This window comes from Bradyrhizobium sp. SZCCHNS3016 (genome assembly GCF_032484535.1).
Lineage (GTDB): Bacteria > Pseudomonadota > Alphaproteobacteria > Rhizobiales > Xanthobacteraceae > Bradyrhizobium.
Genome location: NZ_JAUETE010000002.1, coordinates 87,577 through 108,078 on the forward strand (window position 1 = coordinate 87,577; position 20,502 = coordinate 108,078).

Annotated in this window: 16 protein-coding genes; 10 read left to right on the forward strand and 6 right to left on the reverse strand. The window is 63.9% G+C overall.

Annotated elements, in window-relative coordinates:
• Nucleotides 1-109 precede the first annotated feature (109 nt).
• From QW881_RS04670 to QW881_RS04685, 4 genes are all read left to right on the forward strand, one after another.
• A complete protein-coding gene (locus tag QW881_RS04670; protein ID WP_315755940.1) occupies nucleotides 110-859 on the forward strand; it encodes an electron transfer flavoprotein subunit beta/FixA family protein in 750 nt (249 codons plus the stop codon).
• Entirely contained in the window at nucleotides 859-1,803 is a 945-nt protein-coding gene (locus QW881_RS04675; RefSeq protein WP_315755941.1) for an electron transfer flavoprotein subunit alpha/FixB family protein, read from the forward strand. The genes QW881_RS04670 and QW881_RS04675 overlap by 1 nt, the downstream gene beginning before the upstream one ends.
• 99 nt (nucleotides 1,804-1,902) lie before the next feature.
• On the forward strand, nucleotides 1,903-2,781 hold the full coding sequence (locus QW881_RS04680) for a 3-hydroxybutyryl-CoA dehydrogenase (RefSeq protein WP_315736205.1): 879 nt from the start codon (nucleotides 1,903-1,905) through the stop codon (nucleotides 2,779-2,781).
• A 77-nt stretch (nucleotides 2,782-2,858) separates the two neighbouring features.
• Nucleotides 2,859-3,056 carry a putative motility protein gene (locus QW881_RS04685; RefSeq protein WP_315736206.1) on the forward strand — a complete coding sequence of 66 codons (198 nt, stop codon included), beginning with the start codon at nucleotides 2,859-2,861 and terminating at the stop codon, nucleotides 3,054-3,056.
• Between the two features lie 128 nt (nucleotides 3,057-3,184).
• On the opposite strand, the gene tlpA is transcribed toward QW881_RS04685, so the two are convergent.
• Nucleotides 3,185-3,874, reverse strand: coding sequence for a thiol:disulfide interchange protein TlpA (tlpA, locus tag QW881_RS04690; RefSeq protein WP_315755942.1), 690 nt, complete (start codon nucleotides 3,872-3,874; stop codon nucleotides 3,185-3,187).
• A 101-nt stretch (nucleotides 3,875-3,975) separates the two neighbouring features.
• Between tlpA and argH the strand changes: the two genes are divergently transcribed.
• The 4 genes from argH (at nucleotide 3,976) to QW881_RS04710 (ending at nucleotide 7,975) form a co-directional block, all read left to right on the forward strand.
• Entirely contained in the window at nucleotides 3,976-5,367 is a 1,392-nt protein-coding gene (gene argH, locus QW881_RS04695) for an argininosuccinate lyase (RefSeq protein WP_315755943.1), read from the forward strand.
• A gap of 83 nt (nucleotides 5,368-5,450) precedes the next feature.
• Nucleotides 5,451-5,744 (forward strand): LPS translocon maturation chaperone LptM, encoded by a 294-nt coding sequence (lptM, locus tag QW881_RS04700; protein WP_315755944.1) that lies wholly within the window; start codon nucleotides 5,451-5,453, stop codon nucleotides 5,742-5,744.
• A 341-nt stretch (nucleotides 5,745-6,085) separates the two neighbouring features.
• On the forward strand, nucleotides 6,086-7,351 hold the full coding sequence (gene lysA / locus QW881_RS04705; protein ID WP_315755945.1) for a diaminopimelate decarboxylase: 1,266 nt from the start codon (nucleotides 6,086-6,088) through the stop codon (nucleotides 7,349-7,351).
• 417 nt (nucleotides 7,352-7,768) lie between these two features.
• Complete coding sequence (locus tag QW881_RS04710; RefSeq protein WP_315755946.1) at nucleotides 7,769-7,975, forward strand: hypothetical protein; 207 nt, start codon at nucleotides 7,769-7,771, stop codon at nucleotides 7,973-7,975.
• A 228-nt stretch (nucleotides 7,976-8,203) separates the two neighbouring features.
• Here QW881_RS04710 and QW881_RS04715 read toward each other — a convergent pair whose 3' ends face one another.
• Both QW881_RS04715 and QW881_RS04720 read right to left on the reverse strand, forming a co-directional pair.
• Entirely contained in the window at nucleotides 8,204-11,035 is a 2,832-nt protein-coding gene (locus tag QW881_RS04715) for a DEAD/DEAH box helicase (RefSeq protein ID WP_315755947.1), read from the reverse strand.
• Nucleotides 11,032-11,979 carry a hypothetical protein gene (locus QW881_RS04720; RefSeq protein WP_315755948.1) on the reverse strand — a complete coding sequence of 316 codons (948 nt, stop codon included), beginning with the start codon at nucleotides 11,977-11,979 and terminating at the stop codon, nucleotides 11,032-11,034. The genes QW881_RS04715 and QW881_RS04720 overlap by 4 nt, the downstream gene beginning before the upstream one ends.
• Nucleotides 11,980-13,165: 1,186 nt before the next feature.
• Here QW881_RS04720 and QW881_RS04725 point away from each other — a divergent pair.
• On the forward strand, nucleotides 13,166-15,814 hold the full coding sequence (locus QW881_RS04725) for a TIGR02302 family protein (RefSeq protein ID WP_315755949.1): 2,649 nt from the start codon (nucleotides 13,166-13,168) through the stop codon (nucleotides 15,812-15,814).
• 62 nt (nucleotides 15,815-15,876) lie between these two features.
• On the opposite strand, the gene QW881_RS04730 is transcribed toward QW881_RS04725, so the two are convergent.
• Nucleotides 15,877-16,707 (reverse strand): MurR/RpiR family transcriptional regulator, encoded by an 831-nt coding sequence (locus QW881_RS04730; RefSeq protein WP_315755950.1) that lies wholly within the window; start codon nucleotides 16,705-16,707, stop codon nucleotides 15,877-15,879.
• 226 nt (nucleotides 16,708-16,933) lie between these two features.
• Here QW881_RS04730 and QW881_RS04735 point away from each other — a divergent pair, with 226 nt between their 5' ends.
• On the forward strand, nucleotides 16,934-19,282 hold the full coding sequence (locus QW881_RS04735; RefSeq protein ID WP_315755951.1) for a phosphocholine-specific phospholipase C: 2,349 nt from the start codon (nucleotides 16,934-16,936) through the stop codon (nucleotides 19,280-19,282).
• 58 nt (nucleotides 19,283-19,340) lie between these two features.
• Here QW881_RS04735 and QW881_RS04740 read toward each other — a convergent pair whose 3' ends face one another.
• Nucleotides 19,341-19,805, reverse strand: a complete 465-nt coding sequence (locus tag QW881_RS04740) for a metallophosphoesterase family protein (protein ID WP_315755952.1) — start codon at nucleotides 19,803-19,805, stop codon at nucleotides 19,341-19,343.
• A gap of 29 nt (nucleotides 19,806-19,834) precedes the next feature.
• Entirely contained in the window at nucleotides 19,835-20,317 is a 483-nt protein-coding gene (greA, locus tag QW881_RS04745; protein ID WP_315755953.1) for a transcription elongation factor GreA, read from the reverse strand.
• Nucleotides 20,318-20,502 lie beyond the last annotated feature (185 nt).

Here is a 20,502-nt window from a genome sequence, read left to right on the forward strand (position 1 = left end):
GTGCGGGCCTGCGTTTTTTCGCCCGTCGCGCGTTGACCGGGGGGGATGGGGGCTTTAGGTTCCGCGCCCGAAAGGTCAACCCCGGACAATTTAGAGCGAAAGAGGATCGATGAAGGTTCTGGTGCCGGTCAAGCGGGTGGTCGATTACAACGTCAAGGTCCGCGTCAAGAGCGACGGATCGGGCGTTGAGCTCGCCAACGTCAAGATGTCGATGAATCCGTTCGACGAGATCGCCGTCGAGGAAGCGCTGCGGCTGAAGGAAGCCGGCAAGGCGACCGAGGTGGTGGTGGTCTCGATCGGCCCCGCGCAGGCCTCGGAGACGATCCGCACGGCGCTCGCGATGGGCGCGGACCGCGGCATCCTGGTCAAGGCCGAGGGCAACGTGGAACCGCTGGCGGTCGCCAAGATCCTCAAGGCCGTCGCCCAGGAGGAGCAGCCGGGCCTGATCATCCTCGGCAAGCAGGCGATCGACGACGACTCGAACCAGACCGGCCAGATGCTGGCGGCGTTGCTCGGCTGGGCGCAGGCGACCTTCGCCTCCAAGCTCGAGGTCGAAGGCTCCGACTTCAAGGTCACCCGCGAGGTCGATGGCGGCCTACAGACCGTGAAGCTGAAGGGGCCGGCGATCGTCACCACCGACCTGCGCCTCAACGAGCCGCGCTATGCGTCGCTGCCGAACATCATGAAGGCGAAGAAGAAGCCGATCGCCGAGAAGACCGCCGCCGACACCGGCGTCGATCTCACGCCGCGGCTCGAGGTGCTCAAGACCACCGAGCCGGCGGGCCGCAAGGCCGGCGTCAAGGTCAAGGACGTCGCCGAGCTCGTCAACAAACTCAAGACCGAGGCGGGGGTGCTCTGATGGCCACGCTGCTGATTGCCGAACACGACAATGCCGGGATCAAGGACGCGACCAACAAGGCGCTGACGGCGGCTGCTGCCCTCGGCGCCGACGTCGACGTGCTGGTCGCGGGCCAGGGCGCCAAGGGCGCGGCCGATGCCGCCGCCAAGCTCGCCGGCGTCAAGAAGGTGCTGCTGGCCGACGATGCGGCGTACGCGCACGATCTCGCCGAGCCGCTCGCCGACCTCGTCGTCAAGCTCGCCGCGAACTACGACGCGATCGTTGCGCCCGCGACCTCGCGCTTCAAGAACGTGATGCCGCGTATCGCGGCGCTGCTCGACGTGATGCAGGTGTCGGAGATCATCAAGGTCGTCGCGCCCGATACGTTCGAGCGGCCGATCTATGCCGGCAACGCGATCCAGACCGTGAAGTCGAAGGACGCCAAGAAGGTCATCACCGTGCGCACCTCGACCTTCGCCGCGGCAGGCGAGGGCGGCAGCGGGTCGGTCGAGACCGTCGCGGCGGCCGGCGATCCGGCGCTGTCGACCTTCGTCGGCGAGGAGGTCGCCAAGAGCGACCGCCCCGAGCTGACCTCGGCCAAGATCATCGTCTCCGGCGGCCGCGCGATGCAGAGCCGCGAGAACTTCGCCAAGTACATCGAGCCGCTGGCTGACAAGCTCGGCGCCGGCGTCGGCGCCTCGCGTGCCGCGGTCGACGCAGGCTACGCGCCGAACGACTGGCAGGTCGGCCAGACCGGCAAGGTCGTGGCGCCGGAGCTCTATGTCGCAGTCGGCATTTCAGGCGCCATTCAGCATCTGGCCGGCATGAAGGACTCCAAGGTGATCGTCGCGATCAACAAGGACGAGGACGCGCCGATCTTCCAGGTCGCCGATTACGGCCTGGTGGCCGACCTGTACCAGGCGGTTCCCGAGCTGACCGAGGCGCTCGGCAAGCTCGGCAAATAACGCTGCTGGCACCGGCCGCATGGGACCGCGGCGGCCGGTGTTCTCACTTCCAAGGGCATGGACGGGCACAGCAGGCGTGCCGTCCGGGTGGATGACAACATGGCTCAGATCAACAAGCTCGGTGTGATCGGCGCAGGACAGATGGGCAACGGCATCGCGCATGTCGCCGCGCTGGCCGGGCTCGACGTGGTGCTCAACGACGTCACTGCCGACCGGTTGAAGTCGGGCATGGCCACCATCAACGGCAACCTGACCCGTCAGGTGGCCAAGAAGGTCATCTCCGAGGAGGCCCGCAATCAGGCGCTCGGCCACATCTCGATCACCGAAACCCTCGACGGCCTGGCCGATTGCGATCTCGTCATCGAGACGGCGATCGAGAAGGAGGACGTCAAGCGCAAGATCTTCCACGATCTGTGCGCGGTGCTGAAGCCGGAGGCGATCATCGCCTCCAACACCTCGTCGATCTCGATCACCCGGCTCGCCGCCTGCACCGACCGCCCCGAGCGCTTCATCGGCATCCATTTCATGAACCCGGTTCCGCTGATGGAGCTGGTGGAGCTGATCCGCGGCATCGCCACCGACGACGCCACTTTCGAGGCGGCCAAGGAGTTCGTCGGGCGGCTCGGCAAGCAGGTCGCCGTCTCCGAGGATTTCCCGGCGTTCATCGTCAACCGCGTCCTGCTGCCGATGATCAACGAGGCGATCTACACGCTGTATGAGGGCGTCGGCAACGTCGAGGCGATCGATGCGGCGATGAAGCTCGGCGCGCATCACCCGATGGGCCCGCTGGAGCTGGCCGATTTCATCGGCCTCGATACCTGTCTGTCCATCATGCAGGTGCTGCACGAGGGGCTGGCGGATTCCAAATACCGGCCCTGTCCGCTGCTGGTGAAATATGTCGAGGCCGGCTGGCTCGGCCGCAAGACGCAGCGCGGCTTCTACGACTATCGCGGCCCCAAGCCGGTGCCGACCCGCTGAATTTACCGCCACCGGCTCCCTCGATACGCTTCGTTAAGCCTCCTCGGCTAGCGTGTGCCCCAGAGAGGTAAGCGCGTATGGATATGAGCTTGGTGGCTGCGGTCATGGCGCAGCAGACGGGTGCGATTCAGCAGCAGGTCGCGACGTCGGTGATGAAGCAGAACCTGAACGCCCAGAAGGATGCCGTCATGACGCTGCTCGGCGGCGCGCAGCAGACGCTGTCGCTCGCCAATGCCGGCCCCGGCGTCGGCGGCAATCTCAACATCGCGGCTTGAACCCGAGGCGACAAGGCCGAGCCGTCATCTCATCCGCGGTCATTCCGGGGCGATGCGACAGCATCGAACCCGGAATCTCGAGATTCCGGGTTCAGCCCTGACGGGCTGCCCCGTGATGACGCGTTGAACTACAGGCCCGCGGCCGCCTTCGATGTCGCCGCCTGGATCAGCTTGACCGCGTCGGGGCTGTCCCATTCGGCGGGGCCTGCGATGGTCGCGATCTCGCAGCCATTCGAATCCACCAGCACCGAGGTCGGCATGCCCAGCGCGCGGCCAACCGCCTTCAGGTCCTGGAACACCTTGGCCTTCTGGTCGCTGAAATAGGCCAGCCGGGTCAGCTTGGCGTCGTTGAGGAACGCCTTCGGCTTCTCCGGATCGCGGGTGTCGATGTTGACCGCGACCACCTGGAAATCGTCGCCGCCGAGCCTGGCCTGCAGCCCGTCCAGCGCCGGCATCTCCTTGCGGCACGGCACGCACCATGTCGCCCAGAGGTTCAATAGCACCGTCTTGCCGCGAAAATCCGACAGCTTCTTCGCTGCCCCCGAGCCGTCTTCGAAGGCGAGATCCGGCAGCCGCAGCGGCACTGTTGCCGCCGTCAGCGCCGCCACCTCGCCCTTGATCAGCGGCGCGATCCGCTTGGCGGTCGCGACCGCCGCCTGGCACGCCTGGTCGCCTGCCGGCCGTCCCTTCAGCAATCCGCCTAAGGTCACTGCCGCGATGCCGGCCACGGCGACGACCGCGACGGCACTGGCCGCGAGCAGCGTTCGGCGCGAGCGGGCGGGGCGGGCAGGGGACGGCTCAGGCTTATCGTTTGTCATCTCGGGTCGGTTGCGGCTATCAGGAGCGCGAGTTTCGGGGCGGCGCCGGACGGTGTGTCCCATCCCATGGCGGTCAGCAAGGTCTAAGAAGCGGTTCAGGCATGAGCAACAAGATGTGGGGCGGACGGTTCTCGGAGCGTCCCGACGCGATCATGGAGGACATCAACGTCTCGATCGACGTCGATCGCCATCTCTACGCACAGGACATTGCCGCTTCCAAGGCACACGCCGCCATGCTCGCCGCCCAGGGCATCATCACCGCGGGTGATGCGAAAAATATCGGCAAGGGTCTAGACACGATTCTGTCAGAGATCACCAAGGGTTCGTTCGAGTTCAAGCGGGCGCTGGAAGACATCCATATGAATGTCGAGAGCCGGCTGAGCGAGCTGATCGGCCCGGCCGCGGGCCGCCTGCACACCGCGCGCTCGCGCAACGACCAGGTCGCGACCGATTTCCGCCTGTTTGTGCGCGACACCATCGACGACATCGACGCCGCGCTGGCCGCCTACCAGCATGCGCTCGCGACCCGCGCGCTGGCGTTCGCCGGCACCGTGATGCCCGGCTTCACCCATCTGCAGACCGCCCAGCCCGTCACCTTCGGCCACCATCTGCTGGCCTATGTCGAGATGGCCGGGCGCGACCGCGGCCGCTTCCTCGACGCCCGCAAGCGGCTCAATGAATCGCCGCTCGGCGCTGCCGCGCTCGCCGGCACCTCGTTCCCGATCGACCGCCACGCCACCGCCGAGGCGCTCGGCTTCGAGCGTCCGATGGCCAATTCGCTCGACGCCGTCTCCGACCGCGACTTCGTGCTGGAGACCTTGTCGGCCGCCTCGATCTGCGCCGTGCATCTGTCGCGCTTCGCCGAGGAGATCGTGATCTGGACCTCGCCGCTGGTCGGCCTGATCAAGCTGTCGGACAAGTTCACCACCGGCTCCTCGATCATGCCGCAGAAGCGCAACCCGGACGCCGCCGAGCTGGTCCGCGCCAAGACCGGCCGCGTGATCGGCGCGCTGAACGGGCTCTTGATCGTCATGAAGGGCCTGCCGCTCGCCTATCAGAAGGACATGCAGGAGGATAAGCAGTGCGCGATGGAGGCGTTCGCGGCGCTGTCGCTCGCCATCCGCGCCATGACCGGCATGGCGCTCGACCTCGTCCCGGACGAGGCGCGGATGAAGGCCGCCGCCGGTGAGGGCTATGCCACCGCGACCGATCTCGCCGACTGGCTGGTGCGCACGCTGAAGATGCCGTTCCGCGAGGCCCACCACGTCACCGGCCGGATCGTGGCCTTGGCCGCCAAGCAGGGCGTCGCCCTGCACGAGCTGCCGCTGCAGGCGATGCAGGAGGTCGAGCCGAAGATATCAGCGGAGGTGCTCGGCGTGCTCTCGGTCGAGTCCTCGGTGAAGAGCCGCACCAGCTACGGCGGCACCGCGCCGAAGAACGTGGCCGCGCAGGCCAAAGCCTGGCTGAAGCGGCTGGAAAAACAGCGAAAGTAGGGCTGCTGTCTGAAATTTGACCGGCGTGGCGTGGCTCTCCGGCACTCGCCACATCGGGGCAATCTCTGTATGGTGCCGCCCGCATGGGGATCTCACACGTGAATCGCAGTCGCCGTCCGCTGTCCGTAGTCCGCGCCCTCCTCGTCGTGGGCGCCGCAGCCCTTCTGCTCGCCGCCTGCGGGCGCAAGGGCCCGTTGGACCTGCCGGCCAATTCCCCGCCGGCGCCGCAGATGTCGGCCGCTCCCGCCGACACCGCGACGGACGCTGCGAACAAGCCCGGCCTGTTCAACTCCGGCTACGGCACCGATGCCGCCCCCGCCGCCACGCGCGGCCAGAAGAAACCCTTCATCCTCGACCCGCTGCTCGACAGCAAATAGCGGCTGACGCGCCCGCGACGGGCACCACCCCTTCTCCAGGGGAGATCGCATCCGGCCGACGCCTGCAGCAGGCATCTAGGCCGCCACCGTCCTTCGAGACGCCCGCCTCCGGCGGGCTCCTCAGGACGAGGACTGAACTTGTGGCGCGACTTGGCCCCGGCGAGATCTCCACCCTCATGGTGAGGAGCGCCGCGCGCGGCGCGTCTCGAACCATGAGGCCCCGGACGGCGCGGCACCTGTGCCTCGGCGAGGACGGCCGCCTCAATTGACATTCCCGCTCATTTCCCGGCAATTCGCCGCCACAATCAACCTTCTCGCGGCCCCGTGCGCGGATCAGACCCATGAATCACTTCGACTACCGCGACGGCGTGCTGCACGCCGAAGACGTCAACCTCACCTCACTCGCAGGCCAGGTCGGCACGCCGTTCTACTGCTACTCGACCGCGACCCTGGAGCGGCACTACCGCGTGTTCGCCGACGCCTTCACCGGCCAGGACGTGCTGATCTGCTACGCGATGAAGGCCAATTCCAACCAGTCGGTGCTGCGCACCCTGGCCAAGTGTGGGGCCGGCGCCGACGTCGTCTCCGGCGGCGAGTTGAAGCGCGCGCTGGCGGCCGGTATTCCCTCGCGAAAAATCGTGTTCTCCGGCGTCGGCAAGACCGAGTCCGAGCTGCGCGCCGCGCTCGCGGCCGACATCCACTGCCTCAACATCGAGTCCGAGCCCGAGCTCGATCTGCTGGCGCGGCTCGCCCAGGAGACCGGCCACACCGCCCGCATCTCCATCCGCGTCAATCCGGACGTCGATGCCGGCACGCACGCAAAAATCTCGACCGGCAAGTCGGAGAACAAGTTCGGCATCCCGCTGGAGCACGCGCGCCGCGTCTACGCCCGCGCGGCGAAGATGCCGGGCATCAAGGTCACCGGCGTCGACGTCCATATCGGCAGCCAGATCACCGATCTCGGCCCGATGGAGACGGCGTTCCGCATCCTCACCGAGTTCGTGCAGACGCTGCGCGCCGACGGCCACGACATCTCCCATGTCGATTTCGGCGGCGGCCTCGGCATCCCCTATCACATGGACCGCGCGGTGCCGCCGGAGCCGGCGGCCTATGCCGCCATGGTCAAGCGCGTCAGCCACAATCTCGGCTGCACCCTGATGTTCGAGCCCGGCCGCATGATCGTCGGCAATGCCGGCATCCTCGTCGCCCGGGTGATCTATGTGAAGCATGGCGAGGCCAAGAACTTCGTCATCATCGACGCCGCGATGAACGACCTGATCCGCCCGACGCTGTACGAGGCCCATCACGACATCCTGCCGGTGATCAAGCCCGCGCCGGGTGCGCCGTCGTTCGTCGCCGACGTCGTCGGCCCGGTCTGCGAAAGCGGCGACTACCTCGCGCTCGACCGCACGCTGCCCGAGCCCAAGCCCGGCGACCTCCTCGCCATCATGACATCAGGCGCCTACGGCGCCGTCCAGGCCTGCACCTACAACACCCGCGCGCTGGTCCCCGAGGTGCTGGTCAAGGGCGACCAGGCCGCGGTGATCCGGCCGCGGATCGAGGTCGAGCAACTGATCGCGATGGATACGCCGGCGCCGTGGTTGTGAGGAGCTGTTTGCAGGTTGGCGGTTGGCTTTAAGTAGATTCGCACATGCTGACTGGTCGATCGTGGCGGCGCGATCGATCTCATCGTCGACTTTGCGAGTCTCAGCTCCGCTTCATCACGTGCGAGTAAGCGGGCGCCTGGTGCCCGACAAATGCTCCTGATATTTCCTGATACTTCCTGGTGTTGAGAAGGCCAGCTTTCGCTTGACGGCCATTTCGATGCTGGCCACAAACATTCATCCCCCGATCGCCAGCTCTCCAGCTCCCCTAATGGAGAGCTGCGTCATGCCTCAACTGCCCACAGGTTTCAACAAACCGGGAATAGAGGTCGTGCGGTGCGTTGCGCGTGCCGCGAATCTATGCCTCCATACCTCTGTTGATTCGACAGGGTTCTCTCAATTTCAATGGAGAGCTATGTCGTGAGTCAGCAACCAGAGCTAAATATCAAACTGGGCCGCTTCAGCATAGTCGCGAAGGGAGCCAGAGCAGTTGAAGCTATCCGGCGACCGTTAGCCTTCACTCTGTACGTGAAGCCCATTGGCGGACTCGCTATGGCCCTGCTCATCGTTTGGCAGGGACGCGAATACGTTGGTGCCGTGTTCCAGCTTTTTAAGTCTTTCTTCTGAGACGAAAGTCTCCGAAAGTATTACGGCCACAGCGCGACCAATTCGGCCTAGGCGACGGAACGCAGAAGTAAGTGCGCTGTCACGTAATTGCAGAACGTATCGAGGGGCGATCACACCGATCTACAAGAAGTTGGCGGCACAGATGGCATCTGCTTGTGTCTGGAGCGATCTCTTCATGACGTTCGACGAATACAATAACTATTTCCCGGCTTGTCCCGACGAAGTTCCTCAGGAGGACGAAAATTCACCAGCCGCCAGAGTGACCAGATCGTTCGGATGCTTAAACCGCGTCAGTTCCTGAGCCATCAGGAGTTCGGCATGGTCCCGAGCAAGGTCCATCTGCCGCTTCCGCTCAGCAGGATCACGTAGCCGCGGTGCGGCATCCTCGCTAGGCGAAGATAGTAGCTTTCTGACGATGCTTGTGTTCACTACGGGAAGGGCCCCCGGGTCCTGCGTCAGCACGACCAACTTTTCGCTTAACGTATGGCCCTGGTCATTTTGGAATCTAGCTAGAAACGCCGCAACGAACTCGGCACTTTCGCGTCTAGCGATCACCGAATAGCTTCCGTTAAATTGTTCCGCTGTAACGTTATCGACGAGCCACTTCAGAAACTCGGTTGAAAAGTCGATTAGGATCTGGTCGCCCGGACGCCATGCCGCTCGACGAGTTGTTGCGCTAACAACCGTTCTGCCTCCGAACTCTGCAAATCTACCTTTCATGTGAGAGGGGAGCCGCATAGTGAAGCGCTCTTGGTCGCCACTTTCTTCAACTTCGATCTCAAAGAACCGAGCCGCTCGCTTTATAAATGTCGCGACATCGACCGTCGTGTATTGTCCCAAGGATTCCAGGTCAGGAGACCCCGTGGACGTAGCGAAGCTTAAAATGTCATCTTGGATCAGTTTTGCTCGCTTCGCCTGATTCAGGGCGTCGTCTATCCGATCTTGAGTACGGTCAACTCGGCCGCCCTGGGCCTCCTCCAAAAGCATCGAAATATCGATCCGCTCTAACAGTTCTCCCAAAATGTCGGCGGCATAGCGTTCATCAAACTCAGACCCCACGGTCGCCATCTCTCTGACTATAACTTCGAGCCGATCAAACAAAATGGAGACGATTTCGTTGTCAATCGTGTCGCGGGCAAGAAAGTTTATAACGACGACTTTTTGCTTTTGGCCGTAGCGATAGAGCCGCCCTATGCGTTGAGAAATGCGCGAGGGATTCCACGGCAAATCGTAGTTGATGAGTATGTGGCAGTCTTTGTGCAGATTGAGGCCCTCGCCGCCCGCCTCAGTTGAGATCAAAATTGAATTTTCGTTTTCGAATGCCCTGATGGCGTTTCTCTTTTCTTCCACCGTCATGCCGCCGTTGATGATCTCCGGCTTCTCGCCGACGACGGACTTTAGCCGATAAATGAGATATGCCTGAGTGGATCGATATTCCGTGAATATAAGCACTTTCTTCTTTTGCGCGATTACGATGTCGCAAACCAATGAAACTAAAGCGTCGCCCTTCTTGTCGTTCCTCATTGCTTCGGCGGCCTTCGCCATTAGGTCTCGCAAAGACTGGGTCTCCGTCTCGAAGAATGGCGTTCGTCCTGGCCCACGCGATCGTTGCTCCAGTTGGTCGTCTCCGTCGAGTTCCTCATCGTCCGACGGCGGATATGGTAGGTCCTCAGCGTCATTTTGTGCAGTTAGCCGTTCAAGCCTGTTTTTCAACGCAATGTACAGCGCAGCTATCGATGACGACGCCATCTTTCGGTAGATGGTCATGACGAAACCTATTGCGCGGCCCTCAGCACCGCCCAGTGTATCTCCAGCTCGGTATCCCATCCGAAGGTAGTCTTGAAGCTGGCGCTCTAATGTCTCAAACTCGGGGTCGTGATCGATAGTGGCGCGCCTGACGATCACCCCCTTGAACAGAAAGCTGCCGTCGAGATCTACAGCATCGATCTTCCGGTTTCGGAGCACTATCTCTTGAACGACGTCTGGTTCCGTTTCAATCTCATCTATTGCCGCACTTAAGTCCGGCCGAACCAGCGTCAGCAGGTTACGAAACTTTCCAGTGTCGCCCTGATGTGGGGTGCCGGTCAGCAGGATGAGCCTGTCGGTCTTCGCTCGCAAGGCCTGCGCCAGCTTATATCGGAGCGTCGACCGACCTCTATCATCTCGTGCCAATCGATGGGCTTCATCGAAGACGATCAAATCCCACACCCCTGCCGCCAGCAACATTCCGAATGGGGTCGAATCGTTTGTGCCATCGTCGTCAGGTTGACGTGGTTTCGCCAGGTCAAGAGACACGATGACCCTTTCGAAAAGGCCCCACTCCTTGTGATCGGAGATACGGAAATCTGTACCGAAGATAAGGAAACGACGGTCGAACTTCGCGAGCATTTCCTCCTTCCACTGTCGCGTCAGACCCGATGGAACAACAAATAGGATTCGCCGGAGATTTTGCCGCCGCTCAAGTGCGGCTAGGAGCAACCCGACTTCGATGGTTTTTCCCAAGCCCACGTCGTCTGCAATAAGCCAGTTCGTCTGGCCTGAATTCACAATGCGATGCACCAGTGATATTTGATGCGGGAGCGGATCGACATCCAGCCGATCGAGTGCGCCGGTCGCTTCGTTCCATTTGCTTAGTGCGTGCGCAATGATGTTCAGCGAAAATCGTTCGGCGCCCCGCTCGGCGATCGGTCCAGCGCGCCTGTAGAGAAGCTCAGGATCCATGATCCTGCGCAACCGTTCAAATGGCAACCAGATCGACCGCCCAGTAGCGTGAAGCTGAACCAATACTTGGAAGCGCGTCGCCAACTCTCGAACGTGGAGCACTGTGCCGGCGCCCAACGTCTCCCTTACGCCGGAGAGCGGTACATCTTGGACGCAATGCCCGATCTGTAGCCCACATCCCCACTCGTCTTGGTCCAGTGTAATCCTTCCCTTAGGACCAAAGTCTGCCTCGATTGTCGTTCGATTTGGCGTCTCCCGTATCGCCACAACGACGCCAATTTCATCCGGATTCGAGCGCTTGCAAACCCAAGCCCCTTCAATGGGAGTCAGTTCATTCATCCCAATTTTCCAGCGGCTGCCTCGGAAACCTTGTCGGTCAAACAGGAGAACCCCCAAGCATCCGTCGTTAAACGAATAAGTTGGCCGGTCCGCGAGGTGCTTCCCAGAAGCGTGCCATCAAGTGAATTTCCTCCAAAGCTTGGCGGCGAAAGGCCGCGCACGTTCTTTCGTGTAAGCTCATTGGGGAGCTCAAGTGCTCCTGCGGCGAACGCCTCCAATCGTAGAGTAACGTAGTCAATGAAGAGCCAAAACGCTGGATCGCCGAATGGAATGACAAGCCAATCCTCGTACCAGTCGTCTTGAATGATACACTCGGCCGGAAGCCCCTTAGACAGAATGCTCAGGCGCACGGCCCTGGTCCAAGTGAGCATCGTTTGTCCATTCTGAGGGATGAATGGAGCTCGAGACCGAGATTGACGAATGCTCCAGAATTTTGGGCATTCAGCCCATGCCAGCTTTAGGTAAAATGCAGTGAGTATGTCGTCAGCAGAAGCGCCGTTTAAAGCAAGGTCCGACACTGCGCGAAACGTGTTCGGGTGGTTGAAATGCTCAAATAGCTCGTTGAATTTGCCCAGAAATGTTCGCCGATCAATTGACGAGGGTACATCAAGCAAACTCAAGAGCCATCGAGCCCTTCGAGCCTGCAGGCTTTCGGCGCGATCCTGCTCCCGAGGTGGCCCAAATGGATGCTCGAAAGCCCGCGCCTCAAAGAGGGGAAGTTCGATATAATCAAACCAATTCGGCTCCCGCTCGCCTGAGCTTGAATTGACTGCCTTGGGGGCAGCGGGCAGAGGGTCCCAAAAGTCCGCATTTTGCGAGCTGCGTTGGCCCTTTGGAAACGTTAATTCACGCGAGTCATGGATAACCGGTTCCCAATGATCGTTCAGACCATCGAGCCCAACTACTTTCGATCGGAAATCTTCGGGCGTCCAAAAAGAAAGCATTGCCCATTTGCCGGCAGCAACAGCCTTCCATCAGCTGAGCGCCGCCTCCCAACGGCCATCATCTCTCAACGTCTGGCTGTACGCAAGATAGACACTTTTGAAACGTGCAGACTTGCGACGTCTTCGAATACCGGCGCGTATGCCCTGCCAAAGTCGCTTGTTGCTCGATGCCAGCTCGCGCCGGTCGCCATTTCCCGGTTCGATTTATAGATCTGCGGCCGGTCACTTGGGACCGTCTAGGCCAGCCGGGAAAGCGGGTGAATACAGTCATAATCTGAGAGGCTCGCTTTCGCGAACATAGATGTTCAGCCGTCGTACGAAGTATTTCTATTGCGCTTTATCCGAAATCGTGCTTTAACCCTCGCATCCCGTCCCGCTGAGGGGGCGCTTCGCGATCGTCACGGACGTCGGGTGCGGGATGCGGTGGGCGCATTGGGGCGCAGCGTGGGCTTGCTCGCGCGGACGAACGATCCCGGTGCGACGATGAAGTCGCGTGGTTCTGGCATCGCGGTGCTGATGCCAAGTGGGCGGTGACGAATCGCCGGCGACGGGGGCAAGACAGCCGTTCCCCGGGAAGATCGCGTATAAGTCGTAACACCATCGCGCAGGGAAGGCCGGGTGATCTCGGCTGAGCCTGTGGTTCTGCCGCGTGCTTTTTGTTGCACGCGGACCATGGGCGCCGGCCGGCGCCCGGCCTTCCCTGCGCCCTCGCTTTTTCAGGGGGCGACGCATTCTCGAATAGCTCGGGTGACAACACGCCGCGAGAACGGATTTCCATGCGACGTGCAAGCTGCAGATGCGGTCGCTACGTCGGTCCACGCAGGCTACAGTGCGGGCCTCGCCCTTCGAGACGCCCGCCTGCGGCGGGCTCCTCAGGGTGAGGAGCGAAGGTGGTGCCCGGAACATGAATCGTGCAGATCGAATCCGGTGCGCTCGACCTTGCCCCCGGGCAGGCTGTTCTTGGGCAGGTGAATCTACGATCTCTGAGCTTACCCCTCATGGTGAGGAGCGCCGCTTGCGGCGCGTCTCGAACCACGAGGCCCCCGTGCGCCCCGTAGCTTTCCGGGAACCCGGCCGGTCACACTCCCGTGTGAACCGCGGCCGGCGGCGGGAAAGCCCGCGCAGAGCGGGTGCCTCACGGCTGCCTTTGTGCTAGGTTGAACATCCGGGCAACCTGGAGGGATTGTTGAGCGGTGTCACCCCCGAGCCGGCTGGGCCGGCAAGCAGCACGCCCGATGGCCTGACGCAGGATGGCCTGACGCAGGATGGCTTGGCGCGGCTGAAGCTGGCGCAGGCGCTGAAGCGGGCGCGTCTCGCCATTGCCTGGGAGCGCGGCTGGCCGCATCTCGCCCGGCTGCTTACGGTCGTCGGTCTGTTCCTGATCGTCTCCTGGGCCGGACTCTGGCTCGGCCTGCCGTTCACGGTCCGCATGATCGGCGTCGGGCTGTTTCTGCTGCTGCTGCTCGGCGCCGCCGTGCCGATGCTGCGCTATCGCTGGCCGACCCGCGACGAGGGCCTGGCGCGGCTCGATCGCGGCTCGGGCATCGCCCATCGCCCCGCCACCGCGCTCACCGACACGCTCACCACTCAGGATCCGCTGGCCCGCGCGCTGTGGCAGGCGCAGCGCGAGCGCACTTTGGCCTCGATCAAGCGCATCCGCGCCGGGACGCCGCGGCCGCGGCTGTCGCTGCACGATCCCTGGGCCGTGCGCGCGCTGGTCATCGTGCTCCTGGTCGCGACCTCTATCGCGGCCGGTGACGAGCGGGCGCTGCGGGTGGCCTCGGCGTTCGACTGGAACGGCGTGCTGACGCCGGTCACGGTCCGGGTCGACGCCTGGGTCAAGCCGCCGCTCTACACGGCGAAGCCGCCGATCATCCTGTCCGCCGCCAACAAGGAAGGCGCCGTGCCGGCGAGCGGCCCGATCGTGGTGCCCCAGGGCTCGACGCTGATCGTGCGTTCCAGCGGCGGCAATCTCGATGTCATCACCGGTGGCGGCGTCACCGAGGCGGCGCCCGGCGAGGTCGCGGCCGGCGAAGCCGCGCCGAAGGGCACCACCGAGAAGCACTACACGATCAAGACCGACGGCACCGTTCACGTCCGCGCGCCCGCAGGGCAGCCGCAATGGGTGTTCGCGGCGACGCCGGACAAGCCGCCGGTCATCAGCATGGCCAAGGACCCCGAGCGGCAGGCGCGCGGCTCGCTGAAGCTGTCCTACAAGCTCGAGGACGATTACGGCGTCACCGAAGCCCGCGCCAAGGTCGTTGCGCGGCCTGTCGAAAACAAGGCTGCCGAAACCAAGACGGCAGAGGCGCCCGCCGCGCGGCCGCTGTTCCAGCCGCCGGAGTTTCCGCTGGTGCTGCCGAATGCGCGCACCCGCAACGGCGTCGGCCAGACCGTGAAGGATCTCAGCGAGGACCCCTATGCCGGCGCCGACGTCACGCTCACGCTGACGGCCAAGGACGAGGCCGGCAACGAGGGCACCAGCGAGCCGTTCGAGACCAGGCTGCCGGAGCGGTTGTTCACCAAGCCGCTGGCGCGGGCGCTGATCGAGCAGCGGCGGATCCTCGCGCTCGACGGCAACCGCAACGGCGACGTGTTCACCGCGCTCGATGCGCTGGCGATCGCGCCGGAGCTGTTCACGCCGGAGCCCGGCCAGTATCTCGGCCTGCGCTCGGTGACCCGCCAGCTCGAGGCCGCGCGCACCGACGATGCGCTGCGCGAGGTGGTGGCGAGCCTGTGGGCGCTCGCCGTCACCATCGAGGACGGCAACATCTCCGACGTCGACAAGGCGCTGCGCGCGGCCCAGGACGCGCTGAAGCAGGCGCTGGAGCGCGGCGCCAGCGACGAGGAGATCAAGAAGCTCGCCGAGGATCTGCGCAAGGCGATGGATAACTACATGCGCCAGCTCGCCGAGCAATTGCGCAACAACCCGCAGATGGCGCAGCGGCCGCTCGACCAGAACACCAAGATCCTGCGTCAGCAGGATCTGCAGAACATGATCGACCGCATGGAGCGGCTGTCGCGCCAGGGCGACAAGGAGGGCGCGCGCGAGCTGCTCGAGCAGTTGCAGCAGATGCTGGAGAACCTGCAGATGGCGCAGCCCAACCAGGGCGGCGACAACGACATGGAGCAGGCGCTCAACGAGCTCGGCGACATGATCCGCAAGCAGCAGCAGCTCCGCGACAAGACCTTCAAGCAGGGCCAGGATTCGCGCCGCAACCGCAACAAGCAGCAGGGCGACCAGGACCAGAGCATGGGCGACCTGCAGCAGGACCAGCAGGCGCTGCGCGACCGTCTCAAGCAGCTTCAGGACCAGCTCGCCAAGCGCGGCATGGGCCAGAAGGGCGAAAAGGGACAGAAGGGTCAGAAAGGCCAGAAGGGGCAACAGGGTCAGCAGGGCGATCCCGGTGATCAAGGCGACCAGGGCGATTCCGGCGACGGGCTCGACGACGCCGACAGCGCGATGGGCGATGCCGGCAGTCAGCTCGGCGACAACAATGCCGACGGCGCCGTGGAATCGCAGGGCAAGGCGCTGGACGCGCTGCGCAAGGGCGCACAGAGCCTCGCCGAGGCGATGCAGCAGGGCGACGGCGACCAGCCCGGCGACGGCCCCGGCCAGCGCGCCGGCCGCCAGCAGGGCGCGCAGCAGACCGATCCGCTCGGACGTCCGATGCATCCCGGCCGCGACATCGACGATTTCTCCCAGAAGATCCCGGGCGAGATCGACGTGCAGCGCGTCCGCCGCATCCTCGAGGAGCTGCGCCGCCGTCTCGGCGATCAGTCGCGGCCGCAGCTCGAGCTCGACTACATCGAGCGGCTGTTGAAGGACTATTGAGGATGGGTCGGCCACGGGAGGTCATGCCCGTGGCTCACCGTTTTGACCGGAGGCCGCGTCGGTCAGTAGCGTTTCTCGGACAGGATGCGCGCCGCGTGCTGCAGCCTGTCGACGGAGCGTTCGGTGTCGGTGAGGGCGCAGCAGCTGACCAGCGTATCGATGATGGCGAGCTGCGCGACGCGGCTGCTCATCGCCTCCGGGCGATAGCGCGTCTCGTTGGCGACGGTGTAGAGCAGCACCTCGCAATGCGCCGCCAGCGGCGACTTGCCGAGCCGGGTGATGCCGATGGTCCGCGCGCCCGCCGCCTGCGCCAGCCCCGTCGCCAGCACCGTCTCGACCGTGCTGCCCGAATGCGACACGGTGACGGTCGCGACATCGGGCCCGGTCATCCCGGCGCTGACCGCCTGGACATGCGAATCGACGATCGCATTCGCCGCGAGCCCGAGCTGCAGCAGGCGATACGACAGATCCTGCGCGATCGGCGCCGAGCTCCCGATGCCGTAGATCTCGACGCGCCGCGCCTCGCGCAGCAGCTTCGCCGCCTGCGCCAGCGCGTCCATCGACAGCAGCCGCCGCGTCTCCTGCAGCGAGGCGGCATGCGCCGCGAAGATGTGGTCTGTGACCGTCGCCGGATCATCGCCGCGATGCAGGTCCTCCTGGATCAGCCGCACCGGCTCGATCAGGTCGCGCGCCAGCATGATCTTGAGCTCCTGAAACCCCCGCACCCCGACCCGGCGGCAGAACGACACGATCGTGCCCTCGCTGACGCCGCAGGCTTCCGCGACCTCGGTGATCGACATGTGGATGAACGGCTCCGGCCGGGCGATGACCAGCTCCGCGATCTGCCGCGCTTTCGGCGGCAGCTCGTTCTGCAACTCCCGAATACGAAACAAGATGCCGTTCACGCCCGGCCCAGAACGAAAGGTCGATCCCATCACGCTGCGCCCCGATACGCTGTGCCCCGATACTGAGAAAATCTCATTCAGATTCATTCCGTAAATAAAAATTTCACAGCGCTGTCAAGTCGCGCTGATACGCCAGGGACGTTCGCAGGAGCAGGTCGGGCTCGCCCCGCCAACCCTGAATACGTTCTTCAAGATTTCAAAAGGTCGTATCAGCATGACAACACGTCGCGATTTCTTGGCAGGCGCCACGGCGGCGGCTGCCTTCGCCAGCATCCGCCAGGCGCTGGCCATTCCGGCACGGCGCCGGACCGGCACCATTCAGGACGTCAAGCACATCGTCATCCTGATGCAGGAGAACCGCTCCTTCGATCACTACTTCGGCACGCTGCGCGGCGTCCGCGGCTTCGGCGACCGCTTCCCGATCCCGTTGGAGAGCGGCAAGCCGGTCTGGTTCCAGTCCGACGGCACCCGCGAGATTCCGCCCTATCACCGCGACTCCACGACCTCCAACGCGCTGGTCGGCTACGGCACGCCGCACTCGTTCGGCGACAGCCAGGCGGCGTGGAATCAGGGCAAGATGGGCTATTGGGCGAAGTACAAGACGCCCTATGCGATGGGCTATTTCGGCCGCGACGACATTCCGTTCCAGTTCGCGCTCGCCGAGGCCTTCACCTTGTGCGACGCCTACCATGCCTCGATCACCACCGGCACCGATCCCAACCGGATCGTGTTCTGGTCGGGCTCCAACTTCAATCCGGCGCTGCGCGCGCAGGGCATCAACTCTACGACCAACGACTCCGAGCCCAACAATCTGCGCTGCTGGCCGAACCCGCACAATTGGGTCGCCGGCCAGCCGCAGCCGCAGGCGACCTACAAATACGTCGGCAGCGACTTCAACTGGGACACGCTGCCCGATCTCCTGAACAAGGCCGGCGTCAGCTGGCACATCTACCAGGACATGAACGACAACTGGACCGGCGCGATGCACGGCTGCCTGGCGTTCTCCAGCTTCCGTCACGCGCAGCCGGGCGATGCGAACTACGTGCACGGCCTGACCGGCGGTCCGGACTATCTGGACCGGCTGAAGGCCGACGTCATGGCCGGTACGCTGCCGGAGGTGTCGTGGATCCTGCCGACCCAGGCCAACTCCGAGCATCCCGGCGGCGGCAGTCCCACGCGGGCCGGCAATTTCACCGACCAGGTGCTGGAAGCCCTGACCGCCAATCCCGAGGTCTGGAGCCAGACGGTCTTCTTCCTGACCTTCGACGAGAATGACGGCTTCTTCGATCACCTGCCGGCACCGTCGGTGCCGTCCTATGACATCAACGGCAAGCTGATGGGCAAGGCGACGCTGCCGCTCGATGGTGAGTACTTCTCCAACTCCGTCGGCAACGTGCTCACCGCGACCGACACGATTAGCGGCAACATCCGTCCCTGGGGCCTCTCCGCGCGCGTGCCGATGTACGTCGTTTCGCCTTGGAGCAAGGGCGGCTGGGTCAACTCGCAGGTGTTCGACCACACCTCGATCGGCCGCTTCCTCGAGAAGCGCTTTGCGATCAAGGTCGACGCCATCAGCCCATGGCACCGCGCCATTTCGGGCGATCTCACCTCGGCGTTCGATTTCGCCAGCCCGAACGATCCGCGCTTCCCGGAGCTGCCCGACCAGAGCAACTGGCAGGCCTCGGACGCGCATCAGAAGACCCTGCCGGCGCCGGTTGCGCCCGCGACACCGCAGCCGCTGTTTCAGGAGAGCGGCGCGCGCTATTCGCGTCCGCTGCCCTACATCCTCCACGCCACCGCGAAGGTCGATGCCGCCGCGGGCAAGGTGAAGCTGTTGTTCGCCAACACCGGCTTTGCCGGCGCCGTGTTCCACGTCTACGACAAGCAGCATCTCGATCTCATTCCGCGCCGCTACACCGTCGAGGCCGGCAAGATGATCGACGATGAATGGAGCGTCGGCAGCGACGGCCTGTATGATCTCTGGGTGCTCGGCCCGAACGGCTTCCACCGTCATTTCAAGGGCGACCTCGACAAGGTCAGGCCGTCGAATGCCGCCAACCCGGAGATCTTCGTCGGTTACAACGTCTTCGAGGGCGGCCTGCACATGCAGCTGCGCAACGACGGCCATGCCCGCGTGAGCTTTGCGGTGAAGTCCAACGAGATCTATGGGCCGCTGCAGGCCGTCACCGCCTCGGTCTCGGCCGCGCTGGAGCCGCGGTGTCCCGGCTTCGGTCCGCTGCCCGGCTTCCATCCGGTGGGTTTTGGCGTGGTGCCGGGTTTCCGCTCGGCTCCCGACTTCGATGCTCCGGGCTTCGGCTTTGGCGCACCGACCTTCTTCCCCGGACCGAGCCATGGCGGCCCATCGACGTCGTGGACCGTCAAGGTGTCTGCGCCCGGCCGCCACGGCGAGCTCTACTGGCATTTGCGCAAATCCGGCCTGTGGTACGACTTCGTCGTCACCAGCGACACCGACGACAGCTTCTATCGCCGCGTCGCCGGACATGTCGAGACCGGCCGTCCCTCGTTCAGCGACCCCGGGATGGCGCTGGCCGATCGCTTCTGATCGATGCATCTCATACGGGGGTCGGGGAGGGCGCCCATGGGCGCCCTTTCGCTTTGCCTCAGGCGCTGCCGAGATCGTGGATCGCGGGTGACAGTTGGCCTGCGGAGATGTTCAGCGTCGCCAGCGTGATCGGCAGCTTGAAGCGACGCGGCCCTGCGCTGCCTGGATTCAGGTAGAGCACGCCGTCGCGCCTCTCGATGCCTGCGCGATGCGAGTGACCAGAAACGACGATGTCGATGCCCGACGTTGCAGGATCGATCGCGAGGTCGTGGACGTCGTGCACGACATGGACGGCATGCGTGCCGAGCCTGATGGTTTCGGTGGCGGAATATGCATTCGCCCAGTCTGCCGTGTCGATGTTGCCGCGGATCGCAGTCACCGATGCGATCAGGCGAAGCCGGTCAACGATCTCGTGCCGGCCGATATCGCCGGCGTGGATGATGTGATGGACGCCCAACAGACATCGCACTGCCTCCGGCCGCAGCAGCCCATGCGTGTCGGAGATGATTCCAACTTTGAGCATCGTTTCCTGCCGGCGTGATGGATACCGCCTCAGGCGATCGTGAGAATCTCCAGCTCTTGTCCGGTAACCTCGACGACGTCGCCGACCGATTTGCCCATCAACAGCCGTGCCACCGGCGAGACGTGCGAGATCATGCCGCGCTTCGGATCAGCCTCATCCTCGCCGACGATGGTGTAGGTCTGCACGCGGCCGTCGCCGCGCTTGAACGTCACGGTGCTGCCGAACGCGATCTGATCGGTCGATGTCGGCGCCGGCATCACCTGCGCGGTCCGGACACGCGCTGCAAAGTAGCGCGCGTCGCGCAGCGGCAGCGCCGACTCCCGTCGCCGTTCATTCACGTCCTCGATCCCCTGCGCCGCTTCAAACGCCGCCTGCGCCTCGCGCAACTGCCTCTCGAGCGCCTTGAGTCCCGCCTCGGTGACGAGATTCGGATGCGGCGAGACCGGCCGGTCGGGCAGCTGCGTTTCGGCGGCCGTTTCGGCGCTCTCTTCCTTGGTGAATGCGACGCTCACGTCGGACTCCTGAAAAAGGCCGCGAGATGTCGCGGCCCTCAGGGAGAGATCATGCCGGCTGCGCAGATTTCAAGCCGTGCGCGCATGCGGCGTGCGAGCGCGCTTGACAGACGCGGCTACGCGCATTCTAATATACGAACTATAGTTCGCAATCCGAACCATACAAATCAAAATGCCGGTCGTCA

Coding starts and splice junctions, on each gene's coding strand:
- QW881_RS04735 (WP_315755951.1), top strand. CDS start 16,934: ATGACAACACGTCGCGATTTCTTGGCAGGCGCCACGGCGGCGGCTGCC.
- argH (WP_315755943.1), top strand. CDS start 3,976: ATGAGCAACAAGATGTGGGGCGGACGGTTCTCGGAGCGTCCCGACGCG.
- QW881_RS04680 (WP_315736205.1), top strand. CDS start 1,903: ATGGCTCAGATCAACAAGCTCGGTGTGATCGGCGCAGGACAGATGGGC.
- QW881_RS04675 (WP_315755941.1), top strand. CDS start 859: ATGGCCACGCTGCTGATTGCCGAACACGACAATGCCGGGATCAAGGAC.
- lptM (WP_315755944.1), top strand. CDS start 5,451: ATGGGGATCTCACACGTGAATCGCAGTCGCCGTCCGCTGTCCGTAGTC.
- QW881_RS04715 (WP_315755947.1), bottom strand. CDS start 11,035: ATGAATGAACTGACTCCCATTGAAGGGGCTTGGGTTTGCAAGCGCTCG.
- QW881_RS04720 (WP_315755948.1), bottom strand. CDS start 11,979: ATGCTTTCTTTTTGGACGCCCGAAGATTTCCGATCGAAAGTAGTTGGG.
- tlpA (WP_315755942.1), bottom strand. CDS start 3,874: ATGACAAACGATAAGCCTGAGCCGTCCCCTGCCCGCCCCGCCCGCTCG.
- lysA (WP_315755945.1), top strand. CDS start 6,086: ATGAATCACTTCGACTACCGCGACGGCGTGCTGCACGCCGAAGACGTC.
- QW881_RS04670 (WP_315755940.1), top strand. CDS start 110: ATGAAGGTTCTGGTGCCGGTCAAGCGGGTGGTCGATTACAACGTCAAG.
- QW881_RS04685 (WP_315736206.1), top strand. CDS start 2,859: ATGGATATGAGCTTGGTGGCTGCGGTCATGGCGCAGCAGACGGGTGCG.
- QW881_RS04740 (WP_315755952.1), bottom strand. CDS start 19,805: ATGCTCAAAGTTGGAATCATCTCCGACACGCATGGGCTGCTGCGGCCG.